17 protein-coding genes are annotated in these 19,221 nt (G+C 62.1%); 9 read left to right on the top strand and 8 right to left on the bottom strand.

Going from position 1 to position 19,221, the window contains the following annotated elements; all coding sequences use genetic code 11:
• Positions 1 to 61 precede the first annotated feature (61 nt).
• Positions 62 to 325, bottom strand: a complete 264-nt coding sequence (locus J3A98_RS17575) for a hypothetical protein (RefSeq protein WP_108190684.1) — start codon at positions 323 to 325, stop codon at positions 62 to 64.
• Positions 326 to 965: 640 nt separating this feature from the next.
• On the opposite strand from J3A98_RS17575, the gene J3A98_RS17570 reads away from it, so the two are divergent.
• From J3A98_RS17570 to J3A98_RS17560, 3 genes are read left to right on the top strand one after another with little or no spacing between them, the layout of a single operon-like run.
• A complete protein-coding gene (locus J3A98_RS17570; protein ID WP_176685087.1) occupies positions 966 to 1,826 on the top strand; it encodes an SH3 domain-containing protein in 861 nt (286 codons plus the stop codon).
• An 8-nt stretch (positions 1,827 to 1,834) separates the two neighbouring features.
• Positions 1,835 to 3,685 carry a hypothetical protein gene (locus J3A98_RS17565; RefSeq protein ID WP_209967574.1) on the top strand — a complete coding sequence of 617 codons (1,851 nt, stop codon included), beginning with the start codon at positions 1,835 to 1,837 and terminating at the stop codon, positions 3,683 to 3,685.
• A 10-nt stretch (positions 3,686 to 3,695) separates the two neighbouring features.
• Positions 3,696 to 4,904, top strand: a complete 1,209-nt coding sequence (locus J3A98_RS17560; protein ID WP_209967573.1) for a hypothetical protein — start codon at positions 3,696 to 3,698, stop codon at positions 4,902 to 4,904.
• A gap of 99 nt (positions 4,905 to 5,003) precedes the next feature.
• Here the strand turns inward: J3A98_RS17560 and tal are convergent, their stop codons facing one another.
• Both tal and J3A98_RS17550 read right to left on the bottom strand, forming a co-directional pair.
• A complete protein-coding gene (gene tal, locus J3A98_RS17555; protein ID WP_209967571.1) occupies positions 5,004 to 5,963 on the bottom strand; it encodes a transaldolase in 960 nt (319 codons plus the stop codon).
• Positions 5,964 to 5,988: 25 nt separating this feature from the next.
• Positions 5,989 to 7,587, bottom strand: coding sequence for an FGGY-family carbohydrate kinase (locus J3A98_RS17550; RefSeq protein ID WP_209969896.1), 1,599 nt, complete (start codon positions 7,585 to 7,587; stop codon positions 5,989 to 5,991).
• Between the two features lie 243 nt (positions 7,588 to 7,830).
• Between J3A98_RS17550 and J3A98_RS17545 the strand changes: the two genes are divergently transcribed.
• From J3A98_RS17545 to mqo, 5 genes are all read left to right on the top strand, one after another.
• Positions 7,831 to 8,829, top strand: a complete 999-nt coding sequence (locus J3A98_RS17545) for a LacI family DNA-binding transcriptional regulator (protein ID WP_209967569.1) — start codon at positions 7,831 to 7,833, stop codon at positions 8,827 to 8,829.
• Positions 8,830 to 8,989: 160 nt separating this feature from the next.
• Positions 8,990 to 9,718 carry an SDR family oxidoreductase gene (locus J3A98_RS17540; protein WP_209967566.1) on the top strand — a complete coding sequence of 243 codons (729 nt, stop codon included), beginning with the start codon at positions 8,990 to 8,992 and terminating at the stop codon, positions 9,716 to 9,718.
• Positions 9,719 to 10,050: 332 nt separating this feature from the next.
• Positions 10,051 to 10,239 carry a hypothetical protein gene (locus J3A98_RS17535; protein ID WP_209967564.1) on the top strand — a complete coding sequence of 63 codons (189 nt, stop codon included), beginning with the start codon at positions 10,051 to 10,053 and terminating at the stop codon, positions 10,237 to 10,239.
• Positions 10,240 to 10,417: 178 nt separating this feature from the next.
• Positions 10,418 to 10,609, top strand: a complete 192-nt coding sequence (locus J3A98_RS17530; RefSeq protein WP_003254720.1) for a YhfL family protein — start codon at positions 10,418 to 10,420, stop codon at positions 10,607 to 10,609.
• A 327-nt stretch (positions 10,610 to 10,936) separates the two neighbouring features.
• Complete coding sequence (gene mqo / locus J3A98_RS17525; RefSeq protein WP_209967562.1) at positions 10,937 to 12,574, top strand: malate dehydrogenase (quinone); 1,638 nt, start codon at positions 10,937 to 10,939, stop codon at positions 12,572 to 12,574.
• Between the two features lie 132 nt (positions 12,575 to 12,706).
• Here the strand turns inward: mqo and J3A98_RS17520 are convergent, their stop codons facing one another.
• Positions 12,707 to 13,042 carry a helix-turn-helix domain-containing protein gene (locus J3A98_RS17520; protein ID WP_021783354.1) on the bottom strand — a complete coding sequence of 112 codons (336 nt, stop codon included), beginning with the start codon at positions 13,040 to 13,042 and terminating at the stop codon, positions 12,707 to 12,709.
• 49 nt (positions 13,043 to 13,091) lie between these two features.
• Here J3A98_RS17520 and xenA point away from each other — a divergent pair, with 49 nt between their 5' ends.
• Entirely contained in the window at positions 13,092 to 14,183 is a 1,092-nt protein-coding gene (gene xenA / locus J3A98_RS17515) for a xenobiotic reductase XenA (RefSeq protein WP_010952388.1), read from the top strand.
• A 123-nt stretch (positions 14,184 to 14,306) separates the two neighbouring features.
• Here the strand turns inward: xenA and J3A98_RS17510 are convergent, their stop codons facing one another.
• The 4 genes from J3A98_RS17510 to J3A98_RS17495 all read right to left on the bottom strand — a co-directional run bounded on the left by J3A98_RS17510 (position 14,307) and on the right by J3A98_RS17495 (position 19,203).
• Positions 14,307 to 15,554: an FAD-dependent oxidoreductase gene (locus J3A98_RS17510; RefSeq protein WP_209967560.1), complete on the bottom strand. Its 1,248-nt coding sequence runs from the start codon at positions 15,552 to 15,554 to the stop codon at positions 14,307 to 14,309.
• A 2-nt stretch (positions 15,555 to 15,556) separates the two neighbouring features.
• The gene (locus J3A98_RS17505; RefSeq protein ID WP_209967558.1) at positions 15,557 to 17,134 is read right to left on the bottom strand and encodes an aldehyde dehydrogenase (NADP(+)); all 1,578 of its coding nucleotides are present in this window, start codon (positions 17,132 to 17,134) and stop codon (positions 15,557 to 15,559) included.
• 152 nt (positions 17,135 to 17,286) lie between these two features.
• Positions 17,287 to 18,234, bottom strand: coding sequence for a dihydrodipicolinate synthase family protein (locus tag J3A98_RS17500; RefSeq protein WP_176685076.1), 948 nt, complete (start codon positions 18,232 to 18,234; stop codon positions 17,287 to 17,289).
• Positions 18,235 to 18,276: 42 nt separating this feature from the next.
• The gene (locus J3A98_RS17495; protein WP_209967556.1) at positions 18,277 to 19,203 is read right to left on the bottom strand and encodes a 4-hydroxyproline epimerase; all 927 of its coding nucleotides are present in this window, start codon (positions 19,201 to 19,203) and stop codon (positions 18,277 to 18,279) included.
• Between the last annotated feature and the right edge of the window lie 18 nt (positions 19,204 to 19,221).

Genomic DNA, 19,221 nt, shown 5'->3' with positions numbered 1-19,221 from the left:
AGTGCGTGACGGCTGTGATGACCCTGTGGGAGCGGGCGTGCCCGCGAAGAGGCCTGACCTGCTAATGCAAGGTGTAAGGCTCTGTGGGTAAATGCGGCCGCATCTGCAACTGCATCAACGCCGACTCGACCAGCCCCTGTACCGCTTCCATTTCATGGATCACGGCCTGCATCACGATCGAGCTGTGGGCGGTAGGTTTGAGTTGCACGGATTGGCGGGCCACGGACAGGGCGCAGAGCACGTACTCTGAGGACTGGACCAGGGTGTCTTGCAGGATCTGGGTGGAATGGGGGGAGTAGGGTGGATCGGGGACTGTCTTGCGCATGTAAGCTCCTTGGGTAGTGGAGCCGCCTGGCAACGCTGTCAAACGAATGGAGGCAGCTATACATGGGTTGACAGACCGGTACCCAAGGACCCGGCGCACACGAATGTGCCCCATGCACAGCTGCCATTAAGCGCTGCAACGGAAACTTGAGTAGTCGGCCTGTCAAAGCCGGTCGCTGATTTCACAACGACGAGCCGAGACTAGAGCGCGACCGAATCCGTCGCAACCGTTTGAGCGGGTTGGCAGTATGTTTGGGAAACGCCCTACAAGGAAGGGGATAATTCTGAGTACAAGTTGTAGGACGGATTTCTACTAATCAATCAGACAGGCTTCCTGCAACATTTTGTCTTGAACTGCCAATGGCACCTTGGGCTACAATGCGGCCCTCTGATACGCCACTCACGCCCAGGCCACACGCCGTAATGATTACGCGCGCTGGGCGATGAACTCTTCCTGACATGGATTCGTTGGATGCTTTGCGCCGTACTGGTCTCCCCCTGCGCCTCTCGCTGGACGGCTGAATTGTCGTCTGCGGCCAGTGCTGCACACTTTCTGAAAACCCCGCACAAACTCGAATGCTGCCGCCAACCATTGGCTGCGGTACGCGGCTGTGCGCCCCACCGAAAATGGAGTGCTCCACTTGCGTAAGAAATTCGTCGCGTCCCTTCTGGCGGTCGCCATCGCCTCTACCACGGCCTGTGCACAGCTCGGGATCAGCAAAGAGCAAGCGGGCACCGTGATCGGTGGCCTGGCCGGTGTGGCCATCGGCTCGACCATGGGCAGTGGTAACGGCAAGATCGCCGCAGCCCTGATCGCAGGTGGCATCGGTGCCTACATGGGCAACCGTATCGGCCACATGCTGGACGAGAAGGACCAGCAGGCTCTGGCGCTGCGCACCCAGGAGGTGCTGAGCCAGCAGCAGACCACCGCCAGCGCCCAGCCGGTGACCTGGAAGTCCGACCATTCGGGCGCCACCGCGCAGATCGTGCCGGGCAAGGAATACACCAAGACCAAGCAGGTCGAGGTCAAGCGCGCGCCGAAGATCCAGGCGGTGCCGTCGATGAAGCTGATCAATGAGCCGTATGTGACCACCAGCGACAACCTCAATGTGCGCGCCGCGCCCAATCAGACTGGCGAGAAGGTCGGCAGCCTGAAGAACCACACCGAATTCACTGCCGTGGGCTCCACCGGTGACTGGATCCTGGTCGGGCGCAAGGGCGTGACTGTGGGCTACGTGCACAAGAACTACGTCGAGCCCAAGGCGCAAGCGGTCGCCAAGCGCGTAACGCCAGCCGTCAACCTGGACGAGCTGGACGTTGCTGCCAGCAAGGAAACCCAAGGCTTCGACCTGGACTCGGTGCAGTCGCTGCCGACCCAGACAGTTGCCGCCGAAGCGGCCTGCCGCCCGGTCACCGTCAGCCTGAAATCGCAAAGCGGCAAGACTGAGCAAGAGCAGAACACCTTCTGCAAACAAGCCAATGGCACCTGGGAACTGATCTGAGGAACTCCATGAAAAAGCACGCGCTCGCGCTGGCAGTGATCGGCGCTTGTGGTCTGGTACCGCAGGCGTTCGCCCACGAGCTGGCCTTTTCCAAGAAAGACAACATCAAGGTCGAAGTGCCTGGGGATGCCACCACCTGGTGCAAGCCCCAGGTCGACCTGACCATTACCCGCCCGGCCTGGGATAACCAGGAACTGCTGTCGGGCCTGCTGACCAAGCTGCCGTTCGTGTTCGCCAAGGACTGCTCGACCGCCAAGGTGAGCTGGAAGGCGGTCGATGCCAAGGGCAACCTGTACGCCAGCGGCTCGGGCAATGCCAGCAACCTGGGGCTGGTGACCCTGGCGGCCGCGCCTGCCGCAGCTGGCCCTGCGCCGGCTGCAGCACCTGCGCCAGTGCCGACACCTGTGCAGCCAGAAGCACCGGTTGCTGCTGCAGCGGCTTCAGCCCCTGCTGCTGAGCCAGCCCCGGCGGTAGTTGAAGCCGCACCCGCGAAAGCAGAAGCTGCCCCGGCTCCCGCGCCTGCCCCAGCCGTAGCTGCAGAACCGGCCCCTGCGCCGGCCACCAAAGCCCCGGCCCCTGCCACAGCAGTAGCAGCAGCCCCCACCTCGGACTTCGGCCGCTCGGTGGTCCTGGAAAACCGCAACCTGATGCAGGTAACAGACGGCGCCGGCTGCAAATGGGTGCTCAGCAAGTCGATCATCGGCGACGGCGACACCCTGTCGTTCGGCACCACCCCGGCCATGCCGTGCCCGGCCTCCGGCTTTGGCGAAGGCAGCTTCGAAAAAATCAGCTGGAAGGCCGTGGGCACCTACCGGGGTGATAACTGGAACCGCGTCTACGCGCACCCGAGCGGCCTGATCTTCATCAGGAACCTCGAGCCTGCGGTGAAGAACAAGGCTGTTTCCTACCTCACCGCGCAAGCTGACCAAGCCGCGTTCCTGGTGGGCGAAATCCCCGGCCGGCAGATGAAGGTGTACCTGACCTTCAGCCGTTCCAGCTACGGCGTACTGCGCCCGTTCGGCAGCGACCCGTACTACGTGGTGGTCACCCCGGACGAGTCGTTTGCACTGGACGCGGTCAAGTACAAGGAAGCCGCGCTGGAAATCTTCGACCTGATCAAGACCACCTCGCCGACCACCACTGATGTGGCCACTCTGTTCATCGTCAAGGACCTGTCGGCGATCTCGAACAACATCTGGGGCAATGACGCGCAGAAGATTACCCGCAACCGCATCGGCATCAACCGTCAGGGCCTGTTCTTCGATGTGCGCGAGGGTACGAACTGGGCGGTTCAGCGTGAGCAGCGGCGGGTGCGTGAAGAGCGTCAGCGCCAACAGGAACTGGCCCGCGTGCATACCCGCGTACTGGAGCGTTACCAGCAGTTGCAGGATGGCATGAGCGACTTCAAGGGGCGTGAAACCGAGGCGCTGGCACAAATGGCCGGCATCAAGGTGCGCTTCGCTTCGCCATTGGAGCAGCAAAACCCTGCGACCTCGGCCAGCGTGGCGCCGATGATGGTGCACGTTACCGGCACGCAGGGCGACTTCTACACCATCGACTTCCCGAGCAAGGGCCGTCTGGTCGCTGACGAGGAATACAGCGAAGGCTGGTACGTGACCCAGGTGGCCAACGCCACGCCGTACTACCCGCTGGACGACGGCCGTGCCGTGCCTACCTACCGGGCCTACAGCGTGGGTGAGCCCGAGGCTTGCAAGCAGGACCACTGTGCTGACCGCGTGTCGTTCGGTGCCGTACTGGCCAAGGAATTCCCCAACGCCGGTATCGATTTCAGCTGGACCCCCGAGGTCTCCCAAAAGTACGTGAACGACTGGAACAACGCTTCCGCGATGGTCCAGTGAGGCAAACACCATGATCAAACAGATGAACAAGAAGCAGCTGCTGATTGGCGGTGTGGCCGCGGCGGTGCTGGTGCTCGGCGGTGGTTATGCAATGGTCTCCAGCTCGGGCAAGAAGGCTGCGCTGGCCTACTACGACGACTTCAAGGAGCGTTACTTCCTTGAGGATGTACTGTCTGAGGGTGACATTTCCTACTCGGCGTTCTCGGGCAACCTGACCGTCGCCGAGCCCGAGATCCGTGTAGCTGCGGCGCAGACCAATGGCGCCCAACAGTTCATGCGCGGCCTGTCAGGCTTGATGGAATCGGTCCGCGGCAGTTCGACGGAAGAAGGCCTGGCGGGTTGGGCCAAGTACCAGCTCAACGTCAGCCGTAAGGTTGCCGGCATATACCTGAAAGCCGATTCGCTGAAGCTGTCTCACGACGGTGACAGCAAGGACGGTACCATTCACATCCAGCTGCTCGGCATGCAGATGGCCAACCCCTACGTTGCCAGCAAGGGCGCCGAAGTGGTTCTGGTGGCTGATGTCAGCGACGAGATCCAGCCACGTGCAGAGCTGACCGCCAATGGCCGGGCCACTGAGTCGGGGTTCGCCTGGGGGGGCAACATGGCGGTCCGCCAGCCGGTGACAGGCGCGTTTCTGGTCAGCAGTACGGGCGATTTTGGCACCACGGTTGACCTGGACTTCACCATCAAGCGCTCCAGTGACGGTGAAGGCTCGATGGCGTTTGTCGTGACCCACCGTAACGATGGCTCCAAGGTAGGTGAGATCGTGCGCAAGGCCGACTTCCAGTCGCTGCCGGAGCTGGACGATGTCGAAACCCTGCTCAAGAGTGCGCTCAGTGCCATGCTGATCGGGGCATACAGCCCTTACACCGGCCAGTCGGTATTGGCCGAAACAGTGAGTGGTTTTGCGCGCAAGGCAAAGGTCGAGAACTACTCGGTGAGCTACAGCGGCTTCAAACCGCTGAAAGAGGCTTTCAGCGATTACCAGCAGCAAGTCCCCAAGGCGAAGTTCGCAGCTTTTTGCCAGGAGGTTGGGCTGTCATCGTGGAGCAGTGATTTTGGCTCCAAGGGCAAGAACCACAGTGACTCGGAATGTGCCATCGGGCAGAAGTTGGTCGAGGAGGGCAAGTTCGAAGAGCAGTACACCTTCAAGGAAGGCAAGAGCCTGTTTGCGGCGTTGTTCGTGAGCAAGGCATATCAGCTGGAAACCAATTGACGGTTGATGGCTGATGAGCAAAGCCCTCGGCGACCATACATTGCCGAGGGCATAGCCCCGCTGTCAGTTTGGCTCAGGCAACTGGGTGAGCACCCGTCCTCATCCCCCGAAACGTTGCCCAACAAGTGCCTCCAGCGCCCGCTGATCGTGGGTGAAGCCGCGTATCCCTTCAGCCAGCTTTTCGGTCGCCATCGCGTCCTCATTCATTTGCCAGCGAAAATCAGCCTCGCTCAGTGGTGCTGGCGGCGTCTCGCATTCTGCGTTTTCGACGAGGGCAACCGGTAGACTACCCTCGGTGGCAGCCAGCTCCTCAAGCAGTGCCGGGCTGATCGTCAGCCGATCGCATCCTGCCAGCGCAACGATTTCACCCACGTTGCGAAAGCTCGCCGCCATCACCGATGTGGCGTAACCGTGGCGGCGCATGAAGTGCTGACAGGCCATGACCAACCCGACCCCCGGCTCCTGTGCTGGCATGAACGTTGTTTCAGGCAGGGCCTGGCGATGCCAATCCAGTACCCGGCCCACGAATGGCGAAATCAGGAACACCCCGGCTTCCGCACACGCGCGGGCCTGGGCCAGGCTGAAGATCAGCGTCAGATTGCACTGAATACCCTCGCGCTCCAGTTCAGCCGCCGCGCGGATACCTTCCCAGGTTGCCGCCAGCTTTATCAGGATGCGGTCGCGTGAGACGCCGGCGGCCTCATACAGTGCGGTCAACCGCCGGGCTTTCATCATGCTTGCCTGTGTGTCGAACGACAGTCTTGCATCTACCTCACTCGATACCCGGCCTGGGACGTACTGCATCAAGCTGCAGCCCAAGGCTACCACCAGGCGGTCACAGACATATTCGATCGCCTCCGGCGTGGGCAAGCCGGAGGCGACGGCAGTGGTGCACAGGTCTTCGAGCAAGGTGTCGTACTGGCCCGACTTCATGGCCTTGAGCACCAATGAAGGGTTAGTGGTGGCATCCTGCGGCGCGAAACGGCGTACCGCCTGGACATCGCCGGTGTCGGCGACCACTGTGCTGTGTTGCTTCAGCTGGCTAAGCCATGTGGACATGTTGGCATCTCTCTTGTGATTGATCTCAGTCGGCAAGTGGCTGGGCGGTGCGTGACAGGGTGGCAGGCGCAGGTGCTGGCTGCTGCCTTGCCAGGTCGGCCAGGCGATGCATGATCGGTTTCAATGCGTCATAGGAAGCGCAGTAATGGGCAAACATCTGGTCATACAAGGCTGTGTTCGCAGGGTCTGGTCGGGCCCTCAGGCGCAGGGTGCGCCACTGGCGGATGACCTCGACATTTTCGACCGCGCCTATTGCCATGGCCGCGAGGACGGCGCCGCCTAAAGGTGCTTCCACTTGCTCTTCGATGGTGAACACGTCATACCCGGTAACATCGGCGATGATTTGCATCCACAGGTCTGATGCCGTGCCACCGCCTACCACGATCAGTTGCGGGTCAAGGTTGCACCCCGCATCACCGCCTTGTTGCATGTTGTGGCGCAAGGCAAAGGCCAGGCCTTCGAGTACCGCGCGGTACAGATGGGCCTTGTGATGGAACAGCGACAGGCCTACATAGGCACCCGAAGCCCTGGCGTCCCAGATGGGGGTGCGCTCGCCCATGAGGTACGGCAAGAACAGCAGGCCTTCTGCACCTGCGGGAGTCTTGGCAGCCTCCCGTTCGATCAACTGGTGCACCTCGACGCCGGGTGCCAGGGCCGCCGCCTGCTTTTCCTCGGTACAGAACTGCTCACGGAACCAGCTGATTGCAGCGCCTGCAGTAATTGCGCCGCCAAAGCTGTAGGTGGTGGTGGCGGTTTCGTGCACATAAGGCATGTTGATCAGGCCCGGGCTTGCATCGCTGTGCTGTTTGATAAAGCCCCAGCACATGCTGGTGCCCAGCATCGCCACATGGTTGCCCGGGGCAACCACCCCGGCTGCCAGCGTTGCCATCGCCGCATCGACACCGCCAGCGACCACCGCCGTGCCAGGCAGCAGCCCCAACCGCTGCGCTGCCGCCGGAAGCAGGTGGCCGATGATTTGCCCGGGCGCCACCAGGCGTTGTGGCATGAGCGCGGGGTCGATGCCCAGTGCTTCCATCATGTCGGGCGACCAGGCGCGTGCCGCCAGGTCATAGATGCCACCGATATTGCCTGCAGAACTGTGGTCCACCGCCAGTTCGCCGGTCAGATGGTATTGCACATAGCTGTTGGGAGGCAGCAAGTAGCGGGTCCTGCTCCAGACCTCTGGCAGGTTGCGCTTGATCCAGAGCATCTTCGTGTAGCCGTAATAGCTGTCAACGCCGTTGCCGGTGATGCGCGCCAGTTGTTCGACGTCCAGGTGGCTACGCACCCATTCGGCCTCGGCGATAGCCCGCCGGTCCATCCAGATCAGGCAGGGGTGCAGAGGCTCGATGCCGGCGTCTACCGGGATGCCCGAGCCACCGTAGAGGCTGCTGATGCAAATGGCCTTGACCCGGGCTGCTGGCACCTGGCTTCGGCGGACGCTGGCGGCCACCGTGTCGTACACCGCATCCAGCCATACTTGTGGCCATTGCTGTGCCCACAACGGGCGGGGCTGCTCCACCTGATAGCTGGCTGATGCCTGGGCCTGCACTTCCCCCTGCGTTGACATCAGCAGTGCCTTGGTACTCTGCGTGCCGATGTCGACACCGATCACGTAATCCATGCGTACACCCTTGTTGTTGGTCTGTTGGGTTTTGGTGATTGTCAGCATTGCAAAAGCAGATCAGCCGGATCTTGCGCAATGACAGGCTGATCAAGCGTTGGGCAGTGCAATGTTAACGTTTACATTTCGGAAGCTAACACAGCATCTTTTCTCCTACAATCTGCTGCGATTTGTCGGTTGGCCCCGAATCGGCGAAAATCCGGTCATCAACGTACCCGCGCCTTCGCCACTTTCCGAGCGTTCATGACCAGACCAGTCAAAGCCACCATCACCGACATCGCCAAGCGTGTGAACATGACCACCGTCACGGTCTCGCGTGCGCTCAACCAGCCGGAGAAGGTCAAGAAGGAGACGTTAGAGCAGATACTGAAAGTGGCTCGTGAGCTCAACTACGTGCCCAATGCCTTTGCCCGCAACCTCAAGAACCGTGAAAGCCGGTTGGTCGGCCTGGTGACGGCAAGCCTGGAGAACCCGTTTTACGGTGAAATCATCAAGGCGATCACGCGCGAGGCGAAGAAGCGCGACTACACCTTGATGTTGTTCGATACCGATGGCTCCGAAGAGCTGGAGGCGCGGGCGATCGATACGCTGCTCAGCTATCAGGTGGCGGGGCTGATCCTGTCGGCTATCAGCGATGATGATACCTACCAGCCAAGCTACCTGCCCAAGCTGGTGATGTCGTCGATTCCGGTGGTGCAGATCGACCGTCAGCTGACTGGCGCCCCATTCGCCGGCGTGTACCTGGACAACGAGCAAAGTGGTTACCAGGGCGCTCGGGCGCTGCTTGCACAGGGCTTGCGCCGGCTGCTGGTAGTGGCCGGGCCGCAACGCTCCAATATCTCCTTGTCGCGCCTTGCCGGGATCCGTCGGGCACTGGAACAGTGGCCAGAACCGACCGTTCTGGAGGTTGTGCACGGCGACTTCGTCCAGGCGCCGGCCCGGGACGCGGTGCGCAACTACCTGCAGAGCGGCAAGTGGCCCGATGTCATTTTCGGCCTGAACGCGCTGATGACCCTGGGCGCGCTGCAGGCAATGCGCGAATTGGGCTTGAGCCGCGACGACATTGCGCTGTTCAGCATTGACCAGGTGCGCTATGCCGAAATCTACGGCCAACCTATCCCTTGCATCAGCCATAGCAGCGCGAAACTGGGGATTGGAGCAATCAACATGTTGCTGGACCAGATAGATGACCCTTCGCTGTCACCACAAAGTCAGATAATCGAAGGCCAGTTGCTGCTCTGACCCCGCAGGCCAGACATGCCTACATATTTCGATGCAAATGTAGACGTTGACATATCTATGCACCCTGGCATCAGATATGGCGGCACGCATGTGATGCTGCATGTAAACGTCTACATAATAATGACAACAGCGCCCTTGAGCGGGCGCGGGGAGATGCCTGATGGGAATGCACCTGCAGGGTAAAGTGGCGGCCGTGACCGGTGCTGCATCCGGAATAGGCCTGGCAACCGCCACTGCGATGGTGGCAGCAGGGGCCAGGGTGGTTATGGTTGACCGTGACGAGCAATTGCTTGCCAAGGCCTGTGAACAGTTGGGTGAGGCTGCCATCCCGTTGGTGATCGATCTGCTCGTCCCTGACAGCTGCGCGACCCTGATGCCGGGTATCCTGGCAGTTGCCGGCCAGCTCGATATCCTGCATGCCAATGCTGGCTGCTATGTGGGCGGGGAGTTCGTTGAAAACGACATGGCAGCCATCGACCGCATGCTGAATCTCAATATCAATGCCGTGGTCAGGAACGTGCATGATGTGCTGCCGCACATGATCGATCGCGGCCAGGGTGACATTGTGGTGACCGGTTCGGTGGCTGGCCATTTCCCGGTGCCCTGGGAACCGGTGTACTCGGCCTCCAAGTGGGCGGTCAACGGCTTTGTGCAGACTGTGCGGCGGCAGGTAAAGCACCATGGTATCCGCGTGGGGGCGGTTTCGCCTGGCCCGGTCAGCAGCGCCCTGCTGGCCGATTGGCCGGAAGAAAACCTGCGCAAGGCCAAGGAGAGCGGCAGCCTGATCGAGCCCGACGACATCGCGGATGCGGTGATGTATATGCTCACCCGCCCGCGCAACGTGACCATTCGGGACATGATCGTTCTACCGTCAGCATTTGATATGTAAGCAAGTTGAGGCCCATCGTAACGCAAGGTCGCTCATGCACGGGGCGCGCGCCCGCCTGGAAGTGTGCTGGGTGACCTTGAGTCGGCATGAAGGTGCGGAAGTAAAAGTGCGCAGATCCGCCGGTGAATGTGCCTACATCTGCAATTGCAAGAAGGCTGTCTCGACATGGTTCTGCGCCGCACGAGCAGGACGCCGAGCATTCGTTGATAGAACACTGCGAAGTTGCCACAGCGCTAAATCGTCGGCTGCCAAAATGGCCGCTAGAAAAGCGGGTTGGCATCCAAGCCCGGTGCGTGAAAAATTCTCGGTGTTGTCACGAAGGGATGCGTGAAATGAAGTTCGAACGAACTTTCCTGTACACCGGCAAAAAATGGCTAGCGCTGGTATCGGCGGGCGGGGCATTCGGCGTCTTTGCCAGCGAAGATGGAGGGTCAGGGTTGAAAACGGTAACTCTGTCAATTATTGCACTGGGTGTCGGGATTGGGCTGTTCATAGGGCGGCGCTTTGAAGGGGGCTGGTGATAGGCGCCATATTCATGGCCTTCGTTTCGCACTCTAAAGGGCCCTACGCAGCTGGGCTTTTTGTTGCTCGCCTGCAACGAGTCATTGCACTTTGTGACTTGGATCCATTGCCTGGGTTCTGTATCATTCGGCCGCCATCAGACGATGGTCGAAGATGATTCATTTAAAGGACTGAGTAATGAAAAAGCTGTTCAAGGCCACCGTAGCCGTTGCTGTCGTATCGGGTGTTGCCCTGCTGTCGGGTTGCACTGGCCAAGTTTACAACCAACCGAAAAACTGCACCTACGACTACCTGTTCCACCCTTCGGTTTCCATCTCCAAGATCATCGGTGGCTGCGGCCCGATCGATAAACTGCCTCAGCAGCAGTAATCTTGGCGGTACCCTGATCGCGACGCGTGCGGCGTGATCCAAGGCCCCCGGTCATGTACATGGTCGGGGGTTTTTGTTTTTAGCGTGACATTCTGCCGCTGGGGCAACCGGTCGCCTTGACGCCCCGGCCTGCAATTTGTTTGTGCTGGCATTTCAGATACAATCGGAAAAACGATTCAGCCTTGTCGGTCAATTCGACTAAAGGCCGAGTCGTTTTCTGGTTCTCTGGCTGCTGAACAATGATCAACAACAAGCCTGCGCTGAAGAACACGCTTTACCGGGGCCAGCCACAGGCCCTCACTCTGTTCTCCTGACTGGAAATGATCAATGTTCAAGAAAGCTGGCAAGACCTTGCTGGGTCTGGCGGTCGCTGCAAGCGTCATGCAAGCGCACGCTGCAGAAACCAAGAAAGTAGACGTGCTGCTGGTCGGCGGCGGCATCATGAGTTCGACCCTGGCCGTGTGGCTGCACGAGCTGGAGCCAAGCTGGTCGATGGAAATGGTCGAGCGCCTGGATGGCGTGGCCGAAGAAAGCTCCAACGGCTGGAACAACGCCGGTACCGGCCACTCCGCGTTGGCCGAGCTGAACTACACCCCGGAAGACAAAGACGGCAACGTCAACATCTCCAAGGCCATCGAAATCAACGAAGCCTTCCAGATTTCCCGCCAGTTCTGGTCGTGGCAGGTACGCCAGGGCGTACTGAAGAACCCGCACTCGTTCATCAACACCACCCCGCACATGAGCTTCGTGTGGGGCGATGACAACATCAAGTTCCTCAAGAAACGCTACGACGCACTGCAGACCAGCCCGCTGTTCCGCCCGATGCAGTACTCCGAGGACCACGCGCAGATCGCCAAGTGGGTCCCGCTGATGATGGAAGGCCGGGACCCGAAGCAGAAGCTGGCCGTGACCTGGACGCCAATCGGTACCGACGTCAACTTTGGTGAGATCACCCGCCAGTTCGTTGGCCACCTGCAGACCCAGAAAGGCTTCGACCTGAAGCTGTCCAGCGAAGTGCAGGACATCACCCGCAACAAGGACGGCTCCTGGCACGTCGAATACAAGAACCTGAAGGACGGCACCGAGTCGGCCACCGACGCCAAGTTCCTGTTCATCGGTGCCGGCGGCGGCGCGCTGAAGCTGCTGCAGAAGTCGGGTATTCCGGAAGCCAAGGAATACGCAGGCTTCCCGGTGGGCGGTTCGTTCCTGGTGACCGAGAACCCGACCGTGGCCATGCAGCACATGGCCAAGGCCTATGGTATCGCCTCGACCGGTGCGCCACCCATGTCGGTCCCGCACCTGGACACCCGTGTGCTGGATGGCAAGCGCGTGATCCTGTTTGGCCCGTTCGCCACCTTCTCGACCAAGTTCCTGAAGAATGGCTCGTACCTGGACCTGCTGAGCAGCACCACCACCCACAACGTGTGGCCGATGACCAAAGTCGGTATCGACCAGTACCCACTGGTCGAGTACCTCGCGGGCCAACTGATGCTGTCTGACGATGATCGCTTCGAAGCCCTGCGCGCCTACTTCCCGAACGCCAAGAAAGAAGAATGGCGCCTGTGGCAGGCCGGTCAGCGTGTGCAGATCATCAAGCGTGATGCCGAGAAGGGCGGCGTGCTGAAGCTGGGCACTGAAGTGGTGGCGTCCGAAGACCGCACCATCGCGGGCCTGCTGGGTGCCTCGCCGGGTGCTTCGACTGCTGCGCCGATCATGCTGCACGTGCTGGAAACGGTGTTCAAGGAGAAGGTCGCTACCCCAGAGTGGCAGGCCAAGATCAAGGAAATCGTGCCCAGCTACGGCACCAAGCTGAACGATTCGGCAGCGGCCACCCAGAAAGAGTGGAACTACACCGCTGAAGTGCTGCAGCTGGGGAAACCGCCGGTGATCGACGCCAGCGTTGAATTCGGTGGCGCGGCAAGCAAGCCGGTCGAGAGCAAGCCCGAGAATGACATGGCGCTGTAATCGGCCATTGTTGTGAAAGAAAGCCACGGGGGAGACCTCGTGGCTTTTTTGTTGCCAAGCACAGCGCAACCCTCAGGCTTATCGCCATCCCTGGTAGGAGCGGGTTCACCCGCGAAGAGGCCTGCACAGGTATCACTGCTGGCGCAGTATGCACTCCAGCAACCCCGGGAACCGCTTATCCAGCATCTCGCTACGCAGCGAATTCATATGGGTAGTCCCGACATTGCGGGTTTGCACCAGCCCTGCATCACGCAACACACGGAAGTGGTGGGACATGCTCGACTTCGGCCGGCCTCCGTCCAGCTCGCCACAGCTGGCCTCGGCCACGCCGGCCAGGTGACGGACGATTTCCAGGCGCACGGGGTCGCTGAGCGCATAGAGCAGGCGTTCAAGGATAAGGTCTTCGGGGTTGGGATGTTTATAGGCTCGCATGGTTGACATGATAACGGGGGTTTCATTAATTGCCATAGTTCGATTATGATCGAACAACAGTAATCAAATGAACCCGGAGTTTCCCATGTCCGCACTGTTCGAGCCCTACACCCTCAAAGACGTCACCCTGCGTAACCGCATTGCCATTCCGCCAATGTGCCAATACATGGCCGAAGACGGCATGATCAACGACTGGCACCATGTGCACCTGGCCGGGCTGGCCCGTGGTGGTGCGGGCTTGCTGGTGGTCGAAGCCACTGCTGTGGCGCCGGAAGGGCGTATCACCCCCGGTTGCGCCGGGATCTGGAGCGATGCCCACGCTCAGGCGTTCGTACCGGTGGTGCAGGCCATCAAGGCTGCCGGTTCCGTGCCGGGCATCCAGATCGCCCACGCCGGGCGCAAGGCCAGCGCCAACCGCCCGTGGGAGGGTGACGACCACATTGCCGCCGACGATGCACGTGGCTGGGAGACCATTGCCCCGTCTGCCATTGCCTTTGGCGCGCACCTGCCGAAGGTGCCACGGGAAATGACGCTGGACGATATCGCCCGGGTCAAGCAGGACTTCGTCGATGCCGCCCGCCGTGCGCGTGATGCCGGCTTCGAGTGGATCGAACTGCACTTTGCCCATGGCTACCTGGGCCAGAGTTTCTTCTCCGAGCACTCCAACAAGCGCACCGATGCCTACGGTGGCAGCTTCGACAACCGCAGCCGCTTCCTGCTGGAAACACTGGCCGCCGTGCGCGAAGTGTGGCCGGAGAACCTGCCGCTGACCGCGCGCTTTGGTGTGTTGGAGTACGATGGCCGCGATGAGCAGACCCTGGAAGAGTCGATCGAACTGGCCCGCCGCTTCAAGGCCGGTGGGCTCGACCTGCTGAGCGTGAGTGTCGGCTTCACCATTCCCGACACCAACATCCCCTGGGGGCCAGCGTTCATGGGGCCGATTGCCGAGCGCGTGCGCCGCGAAGCGAAGCTGCCCGTGACGTCGGCGTGGGGCTTTGGTACGCCACAGTTGGCGGAGGCCGCATTGCAGGCCAACCAGCTGGATCTGGTATCGGTAGGGCGCGCGCACCTGGCCGACCCGCACTGGGCTTACTTTGCGGCCAAGGAACTGGGGGTGGAAAAAGCCTCCTGGACCTTGCCGGCACCGTATGCGCACTGGCTCGAGCGTTACCGCTGAGGCTTGGAGGGGCTGCTTTGCAGCCCATTCGCGGGCAAGCCCGTCCCCACAGAGACACCACAGGTGTCAGATGCTGCACCCTCTCTGTGGGAGCGGGCTTGCCCGCGAAGAGGCCGGTAAAGGCTAAAACCGATCCAGTCGGTATGCACCCATCTCAGGCCCACCAGCCTGCTCAGCCAACCGCCCCACCCATTCCGCCGTCACCGCCGCCTGGGTCAACCCCAGGTGCTGATGCCCAAACGCCAACAGCACCCGCCCATTGCACACCCTGTCGATTACTGGCAATGAGTCTGGCAACGAAGGCCTGAAACCCATCCACGGCGTTGCCCCTTCGACGCTCAAGTCGTGACGGAACAACCCCTTGCTCAACCGGTGCAACTGCCAAGCCCGCTGCATGCTCGGCGGTGCCTGAAGCCCGGCAAACTCCACAGTGCCAGCCAGGCGCAAGCCTTCGGCCATGGGCGTCATGATGAACTTGCGCTCAAGCGAGGTGACGGCAAACGGCAGGCGTTGGTGCTCACCTGGCAACATCAGGTGGTAGCCGCGTTCTGTATCCAGCGGCACCCGCTTGCCTGTCAGCGCGGCGGTCAGTTTCGCAGAGTGCGCACCACAGCTGACAAGTACCTGGCGGGCATTGAGCATGCCTTGGTCGCTGGCAAGGCTCACGCCGGCACTGTGTAGCTGCCCGCCATCGACCTGCGCCTGGACAAAGCGTACCCCGCTGGCCTTGGCCGCTTCGAACAATTCGCACACCACCCGATAAGGGTCGATGAAGTGCCCGGTGCGTGGAAAGAACAGTCCGCCCAACAGTGACGGGCTGAGCTGCGGCGCCGCTTCGCGCACGGTTTTGGCGGACCAGAAGTCCACCGGCACCGCCTGCTGTTGCATGCGTGTGCGCAACGCCTCCAGCGCCTGGCGTGACTCAGGTTTCTCGAACACCAGCAACGAACCATCCTCTTGAAACAATTCGCTGCGTCCGATCGAGCTCAACAGCCGGTGCCAGGCGCCCAGGCTGCCTTCGTTCAATGTGCGGATGCCAGCCACGCTGCGCTGGAACGGCGCCGGGCGCAGGTTTAGCAGCAGCCGCGTGAACCACGGCATGGCCTTGGGCAGGTATTTCCAGTCCAGGCGCAGCGGGCCCATCGGGTCGAGCAGCATGCGCGGCAGGCGCTTGAGGATCGACAGGTCGGCAATCGGGAACACTTGCTCGGTTGCCAGGTGCCCGGCATTGCCGAAGGACGCGCCGAGGCCGGGCGCCTGGCGGTCGACCAGCGTTACCCGATGGCCCTGGCGGGCCAGTTGCAGGGCACAGGCGACGCCGACAATGCCGGCGCCCACCACGGCGATATCGGTTTCAGCGGTTTCGACCATGCTCAGTCTTCCCGTTTACCATCAAGCAGGCGCCGCAGCTGCAGCGGGTTGCCGTGTTTCAATGCCTGCGGCAGCAGCGCATCGGGGACGTCCTGATAGCAAACCGGGCGCAGGAATCGCAGGATCGCCGCCGTACCCACCGAGGTGGTGCGTGCATCGGAAGTGGCCGGGAACGGCCCGCCGTGGACCATGGCATCGCACACCTCGACGCCGGTCGGCCAGCCATTGACCAGAATACGCCCGGCCTTGCGCTCAAGGGTGGGGAGCAGGGCGCGAGCGCTGTCGATGTCGGCCTCGTCCAGTTGCAGGGTGGCGGTCAGCTGACCTTCCAGCTGTTCGGCTACCTGGCGGACCTGCTCATCGTCGGTGCAGGCAACGACCAGCGACGCTGCACCGAACACTTCAGCCTGCAACGCCGGGTCGGCGAGAAACGCTTCGGCCTGGGTTACGAACAACTGTGCCTGGCACTGGTTGGGGCCCTGACCGGTTTGGCCACTGGCGATGGCCTGGGCACAGGGGTTGTCTGCCAGGGCTGCGATACCGGCCTGGTAGGCACTGAAAATGCCGGGGGTGAGCATGGTTTGGGCGGAGGCCTGCTGCACGTACCCGGCGGCTGCAGTGATGAACCGCTGCAATGCCGGCCCCTGCCGGGCGATTACCAGGCCAGGGTTGGTGCAGAACTGGCCGGCGCCCTGGGTCAGCGAGGCGACGAAACCTTGTGCCAGTGCTTCGGCACGGGCTTGCAGGGCAGCGTCGAACAGGAACACCGGGTTGATTGAACTCATTTCGGCATACACCGGGATGGGCTCCGGGCGCGCCTGGGCGGCTTGGCACAACGCCATGCCACCGCTGCGCGAGCCGGTGAAACCAACGGCCTTGATACGTGGGTCGCTGACCAGGGCAATGCCCACTTCGCGGCCCGAGCCATAAAGCAGCGAGAACACACCGGCTGGCAAGCCGCACTGCTTCACTGCTTGCGCCACCGCCTGGCCGACCAGCTCGCTGGTGCCGGGGTGGGCGCTGTGGGCCTTGACCACCACTGGGCAGCCAGCGGCCAATGCCGACGCGGTGTCACCACCGGCCACCGAGAAGGCCAGCGGGAAATTGCTGGCGCCGAACACGGCGACTGGCCCCAGGGCCACCTGGCGCTGGCGCAAATCAGCGCGGGGGAGGGGCTGGCGCTCAGGCAGGGCGCTGTCGACCCGCACGTCCAGCCATTCGCCGGCCCGCACCACACGGGCAAAGGTGCGTAGCTGGGTGCAGGTACGACCACGCTCGCCCTGAATGCGCGCCTTGGGCAGGCCGGTTTCGGCCACGGCGCGGTCGATCAGGGCATCGCCTAGGGCCTCGATCTGTATGGCGATGGCTTCAAGGAACTCTGCTCGTTGTTCGAGCGAAGTTTCGCGGTAGGTATCGAATGCCGCCCAGGCCAGCGCGCAGGCCTGGGCCACCTGTTCGCCTGTGCCGCCGAGGTAGGTCGGTTCCAGAGCCTGACCGGTGGTTGGGTCGATGGCACGGATGGCTTCGCGGCTGCCGGTTACCGGCCTCTGGCCGATCAGCAGGTTGCCTGTGAGGGTCATGGAGCCTCCTTGGAAATCTAATGCAGATGCATGGGGGGGATTACGACCCCTGTAGGAGCGGGTTCACCCGCGAACACCGGCGAAGCCGGTGCCATGCACCGGGTCGCCTGATTCGCGGGCACGCCCGCTCCCACAGGTAGAGCAGTGGCTGCTCAGGCGATGTTCTGCTCAGCCGACCAGCTGGCGTACCAGCTGCGGAACAGCGCGTACTGCTGTTCGGCATAGTTGCGCTGAGCGTCGGTCAGGACGTCGGTCTCGTTGAAGTGCAGGCTGTACTCGGTGTCGCCGTTCAGCACCATCAAGTGCTTGTAATACAGCACCAGGTCGCAGCCCTCATCGAACGACGACAGCACCGCCAGCGCCGCTTCCAGCTCACGCGCCAGGCGGCGGGCACGGGCGTCGCCTTTGGCCGCCTGTTTGCTCAGGCTCACCAGTTGCAGCACTTCGCGCGGTAGCGCATTGCCGATACCGGTGATGGCGCCGGTGGCGTTGCAGTTGACGAAGCCATGCACCACCTGGGTGTCGACGCCGACCATCAGGGTGACATCGTCATCCTTGGAGGTAATGTGTTCGGCGGCGTAGCGCAGGTCGGCGCCACCGCCGAACTCCTTGAAGCCGATCAGGTTGGGGAACTCGCTGCGCAGTTCGAAGAACAGGTCGGCGCGGGTGGCAAAGCCGTAGTAAGGGCTGTTGTAGATCACCGCCGGCAGTTTCGGTGCGGCAGCGAGGATGGCCGAGAAATGGTGCTTCTGGGCGATCAGCGAAGCACCGCGGCTGAGCACGCGGGGGATGACCATCAGGCCGGCGGCGCCAACCTTGGCGGCGTGTGCAGCATGCGAAACCGCCTCACGGGTGTTCACCGCGCCCGTGCCGACGATGGTCGGGATGCCGGCCGCCACCAGGCGCGCCACGCCTTCCTGGCGCTCGGCCTCGGTCAGCAGCGGCCAATCACCCATCGAACCGCAGTACACCACCGCGCTCATGCCGGCCTCGATCAGCTCGCGGCCCTTGCGCACCAAGGCGTCGAAGTCCGGTTTGCGCTCGGCGGTGCACGGGGTCATCAGGGCGGGCATGGTGCCGGTGAAGATGTTGTCATTCATTGTTGTCACTCCTGGCAAAGTTCAGTCGGGAAAAGACCGGGGTCAGATGCCCCAGGCGAACGGGTCTTGTTCGTCGATCAGCAGGGTGCTGTCGGCGGTCATATAGGCGCGGCCGGTGATGAACGGGCGAATGCGTTCGCCGTCGCGCACGTAGCGGCCATGGAACTGGCTGCCGGTGATGCTGGCCTGCACCCAGGTCTGGCCTTCGGCTAGCTTGCCGTCGGCAGCCAGGCAGGCCAGCTTGGCGCTGGTGCCTGTGCCGCATGGGGAGCGGTCGTAGGCCTTGCCGGGGCACATCACGAAGTTGCGGCTGTCGGCTTTGGAGTCGTCGGCGAACAGCTCGATGTGGTCGATGGGCGCGCCGTTTTCGCCGGTGACGCCCTGGGCTTCCAGGGCCTTGAGCATGGCCCAGGTGTACTCGGTCAGCACTTCGCGGTTATCCAGCTCGATCCTCTGGCCGTGTTCGGACACAAGGAAAAACCAGTTGCCGCCCCAGGCAATGTCGCCGCGCACCACGCCATGGCCGGGCACGTCCACCGCCACATGCTGGCGGTAGCGGTAGGAGGGCACGTTGGCGACGGTGATGGCGCCATCTTCATGCAAGGTGGCGCTGACCTGGCCGACCGGGGTGTCGATCTTGTGCACACCCGGCGTGATCAGGCCCAGGTGCTGTAGCGAGGCGACCAGGCCGATGGTGCCGTGGCCGCACATGTTCAGGTAACCGGCGTTGTTGAAGAAGATCACCCCGCAGGTGGCATCGGCCGACACTGGCGGGCAGTACAGTGCGCCAACCAGCACATCGTTGCCGCGTGGCTCCAGCAGGCAGGCGCGGCGCCACCGGTCGTGCAGTTCGCGCAGTTCGTCGCGCTGTTCGGCCATGCTGCGGCCGTGCAGTTGCGGAAAGCCCTTCATCACCAGGCGGGTCGGTTCGCCGCCAGTGTGGGAGTCGATGACGTGAATCTGTTTCATGGGCTTGTCCCTTGCGTA

This window comes from Pseudomonas sp. BP6 (assembly GCF_017875935.1).
GTDB lineage: Bacteria > Pseudomonadota > Gammaproteobacteria > Pseudomonadales > Pseudomonadaceae > Aquipseudomonas > Aquipseudomonas putida_Y.
This window is presented reverse-complemented; position numbering and strand designations above follow the sequence as displayed.

Coding starts and splice junctions, on each gene's coding strand:
- J3A98_RS17575 (WP_108190684.1), bottom strand. CDS start 325: ATGCGCAAGACAGTCCCCGATCCACCCTACTCCCCCCATTCCACCCAG.
- J3A98_RS17565 (WP_209967574.1), top strand. CDS start 1,835: ATGAAAAAGCACGCGCTCGCGCTGGCAGTGATCGGCGCTTGTGGTCTG.
- J3A98_RS17560 (WP_209967573.1), top strand. CDS start 3,696: ATGATCAAACAGATGAACAAGAAGCAGCTGCTGATTGGCGGTGTGGCC.
- tal (WP_209967571.1), bottom strand. CDS start 5,963: ATGTCCACATGGCTTAGCCAGCTGAAGCAACACAGCACAGTGGTCGCC.
- J3A98_RS17550 (WP_209969896.1), bottom strand. CDS start 7,587: ATGGATTACGTGATCGGTGTCGACATCGGCACGCAGAGTACCAAGGCA.
- J3A98_RS17545 (WP_209967569.1), top strand. CDS start 7,831: ATGACCAGACCAGTCAAAGCCACCATCACCGACATCGCCAAGCGTGTG.
- J3A98_RS17540 (WP_209967566.1), top strand. CDS start 8,990: ATGGGAATGCACCTGCAGGGTAAAGTGGCGGCCGTGACCGGTGCTGCA.
- J3A98_RS17535 (WP_209967564.1), top strand. CDS start 10,051: ATGAAGTTCGAACGAACTTTCCTGTACACCGGCAAAAAATGGCTAGCG.
- J3A98_RS17530 (WP_003254720.1), top strand. CDS start 10,418: ATGAAAAAGCTGTTCAAGGCCACCGTAGCCGTTGCTGTCGTATCGGGT.
- mqo (WP_209967562.1), top strand. CDS start 10,937: ATGTTCAAGAAAGCTGGCAAGACCTTGCTGGGTCTGGCGGTCGCTGCA.
- J3A98_RS17520 (WP_021783354.1), bottom strand. CDS start 13,042: ATGGCAATTAATGAAACCCCCGTTATCATGTCAACCATGCGAGCCTAT.
- xenA (WP_010952388.1), top strand. CDS start 13,092: ATGTCCGCACTGTTCGAGCCCTACACCCTCAAAGACGTCACCCTGCGT.
- J3A98_RS17510 (WP_209967560.1), bottom strand. CDS start 15,554: ATGGTCGAAACCGCTGAAACCGATATCGCCGTGGTGGGCGCCGGCATT.
- J3A98_RS17505 (WP_209967558.1), bottom strand. CDS start 17,134: ATGACCCTCACAGGCAACCTGCTGATCGGCCAGAGGCCGGTAACCGGC.
- J3A98_RS17500 (WP_176685076.1), bottom strand. CDS start 18,234: ATGAATGACAACATCTTCACCGGCACCATGCCCGCCCTGATGACCCCG.
- J3A98_RS17495 (WP_209967556.1), bottom strand. CDS start 19,203: ATGAAACAGATTCACGTCATCGACTCCCACACTGGCGGCGAACCGACC.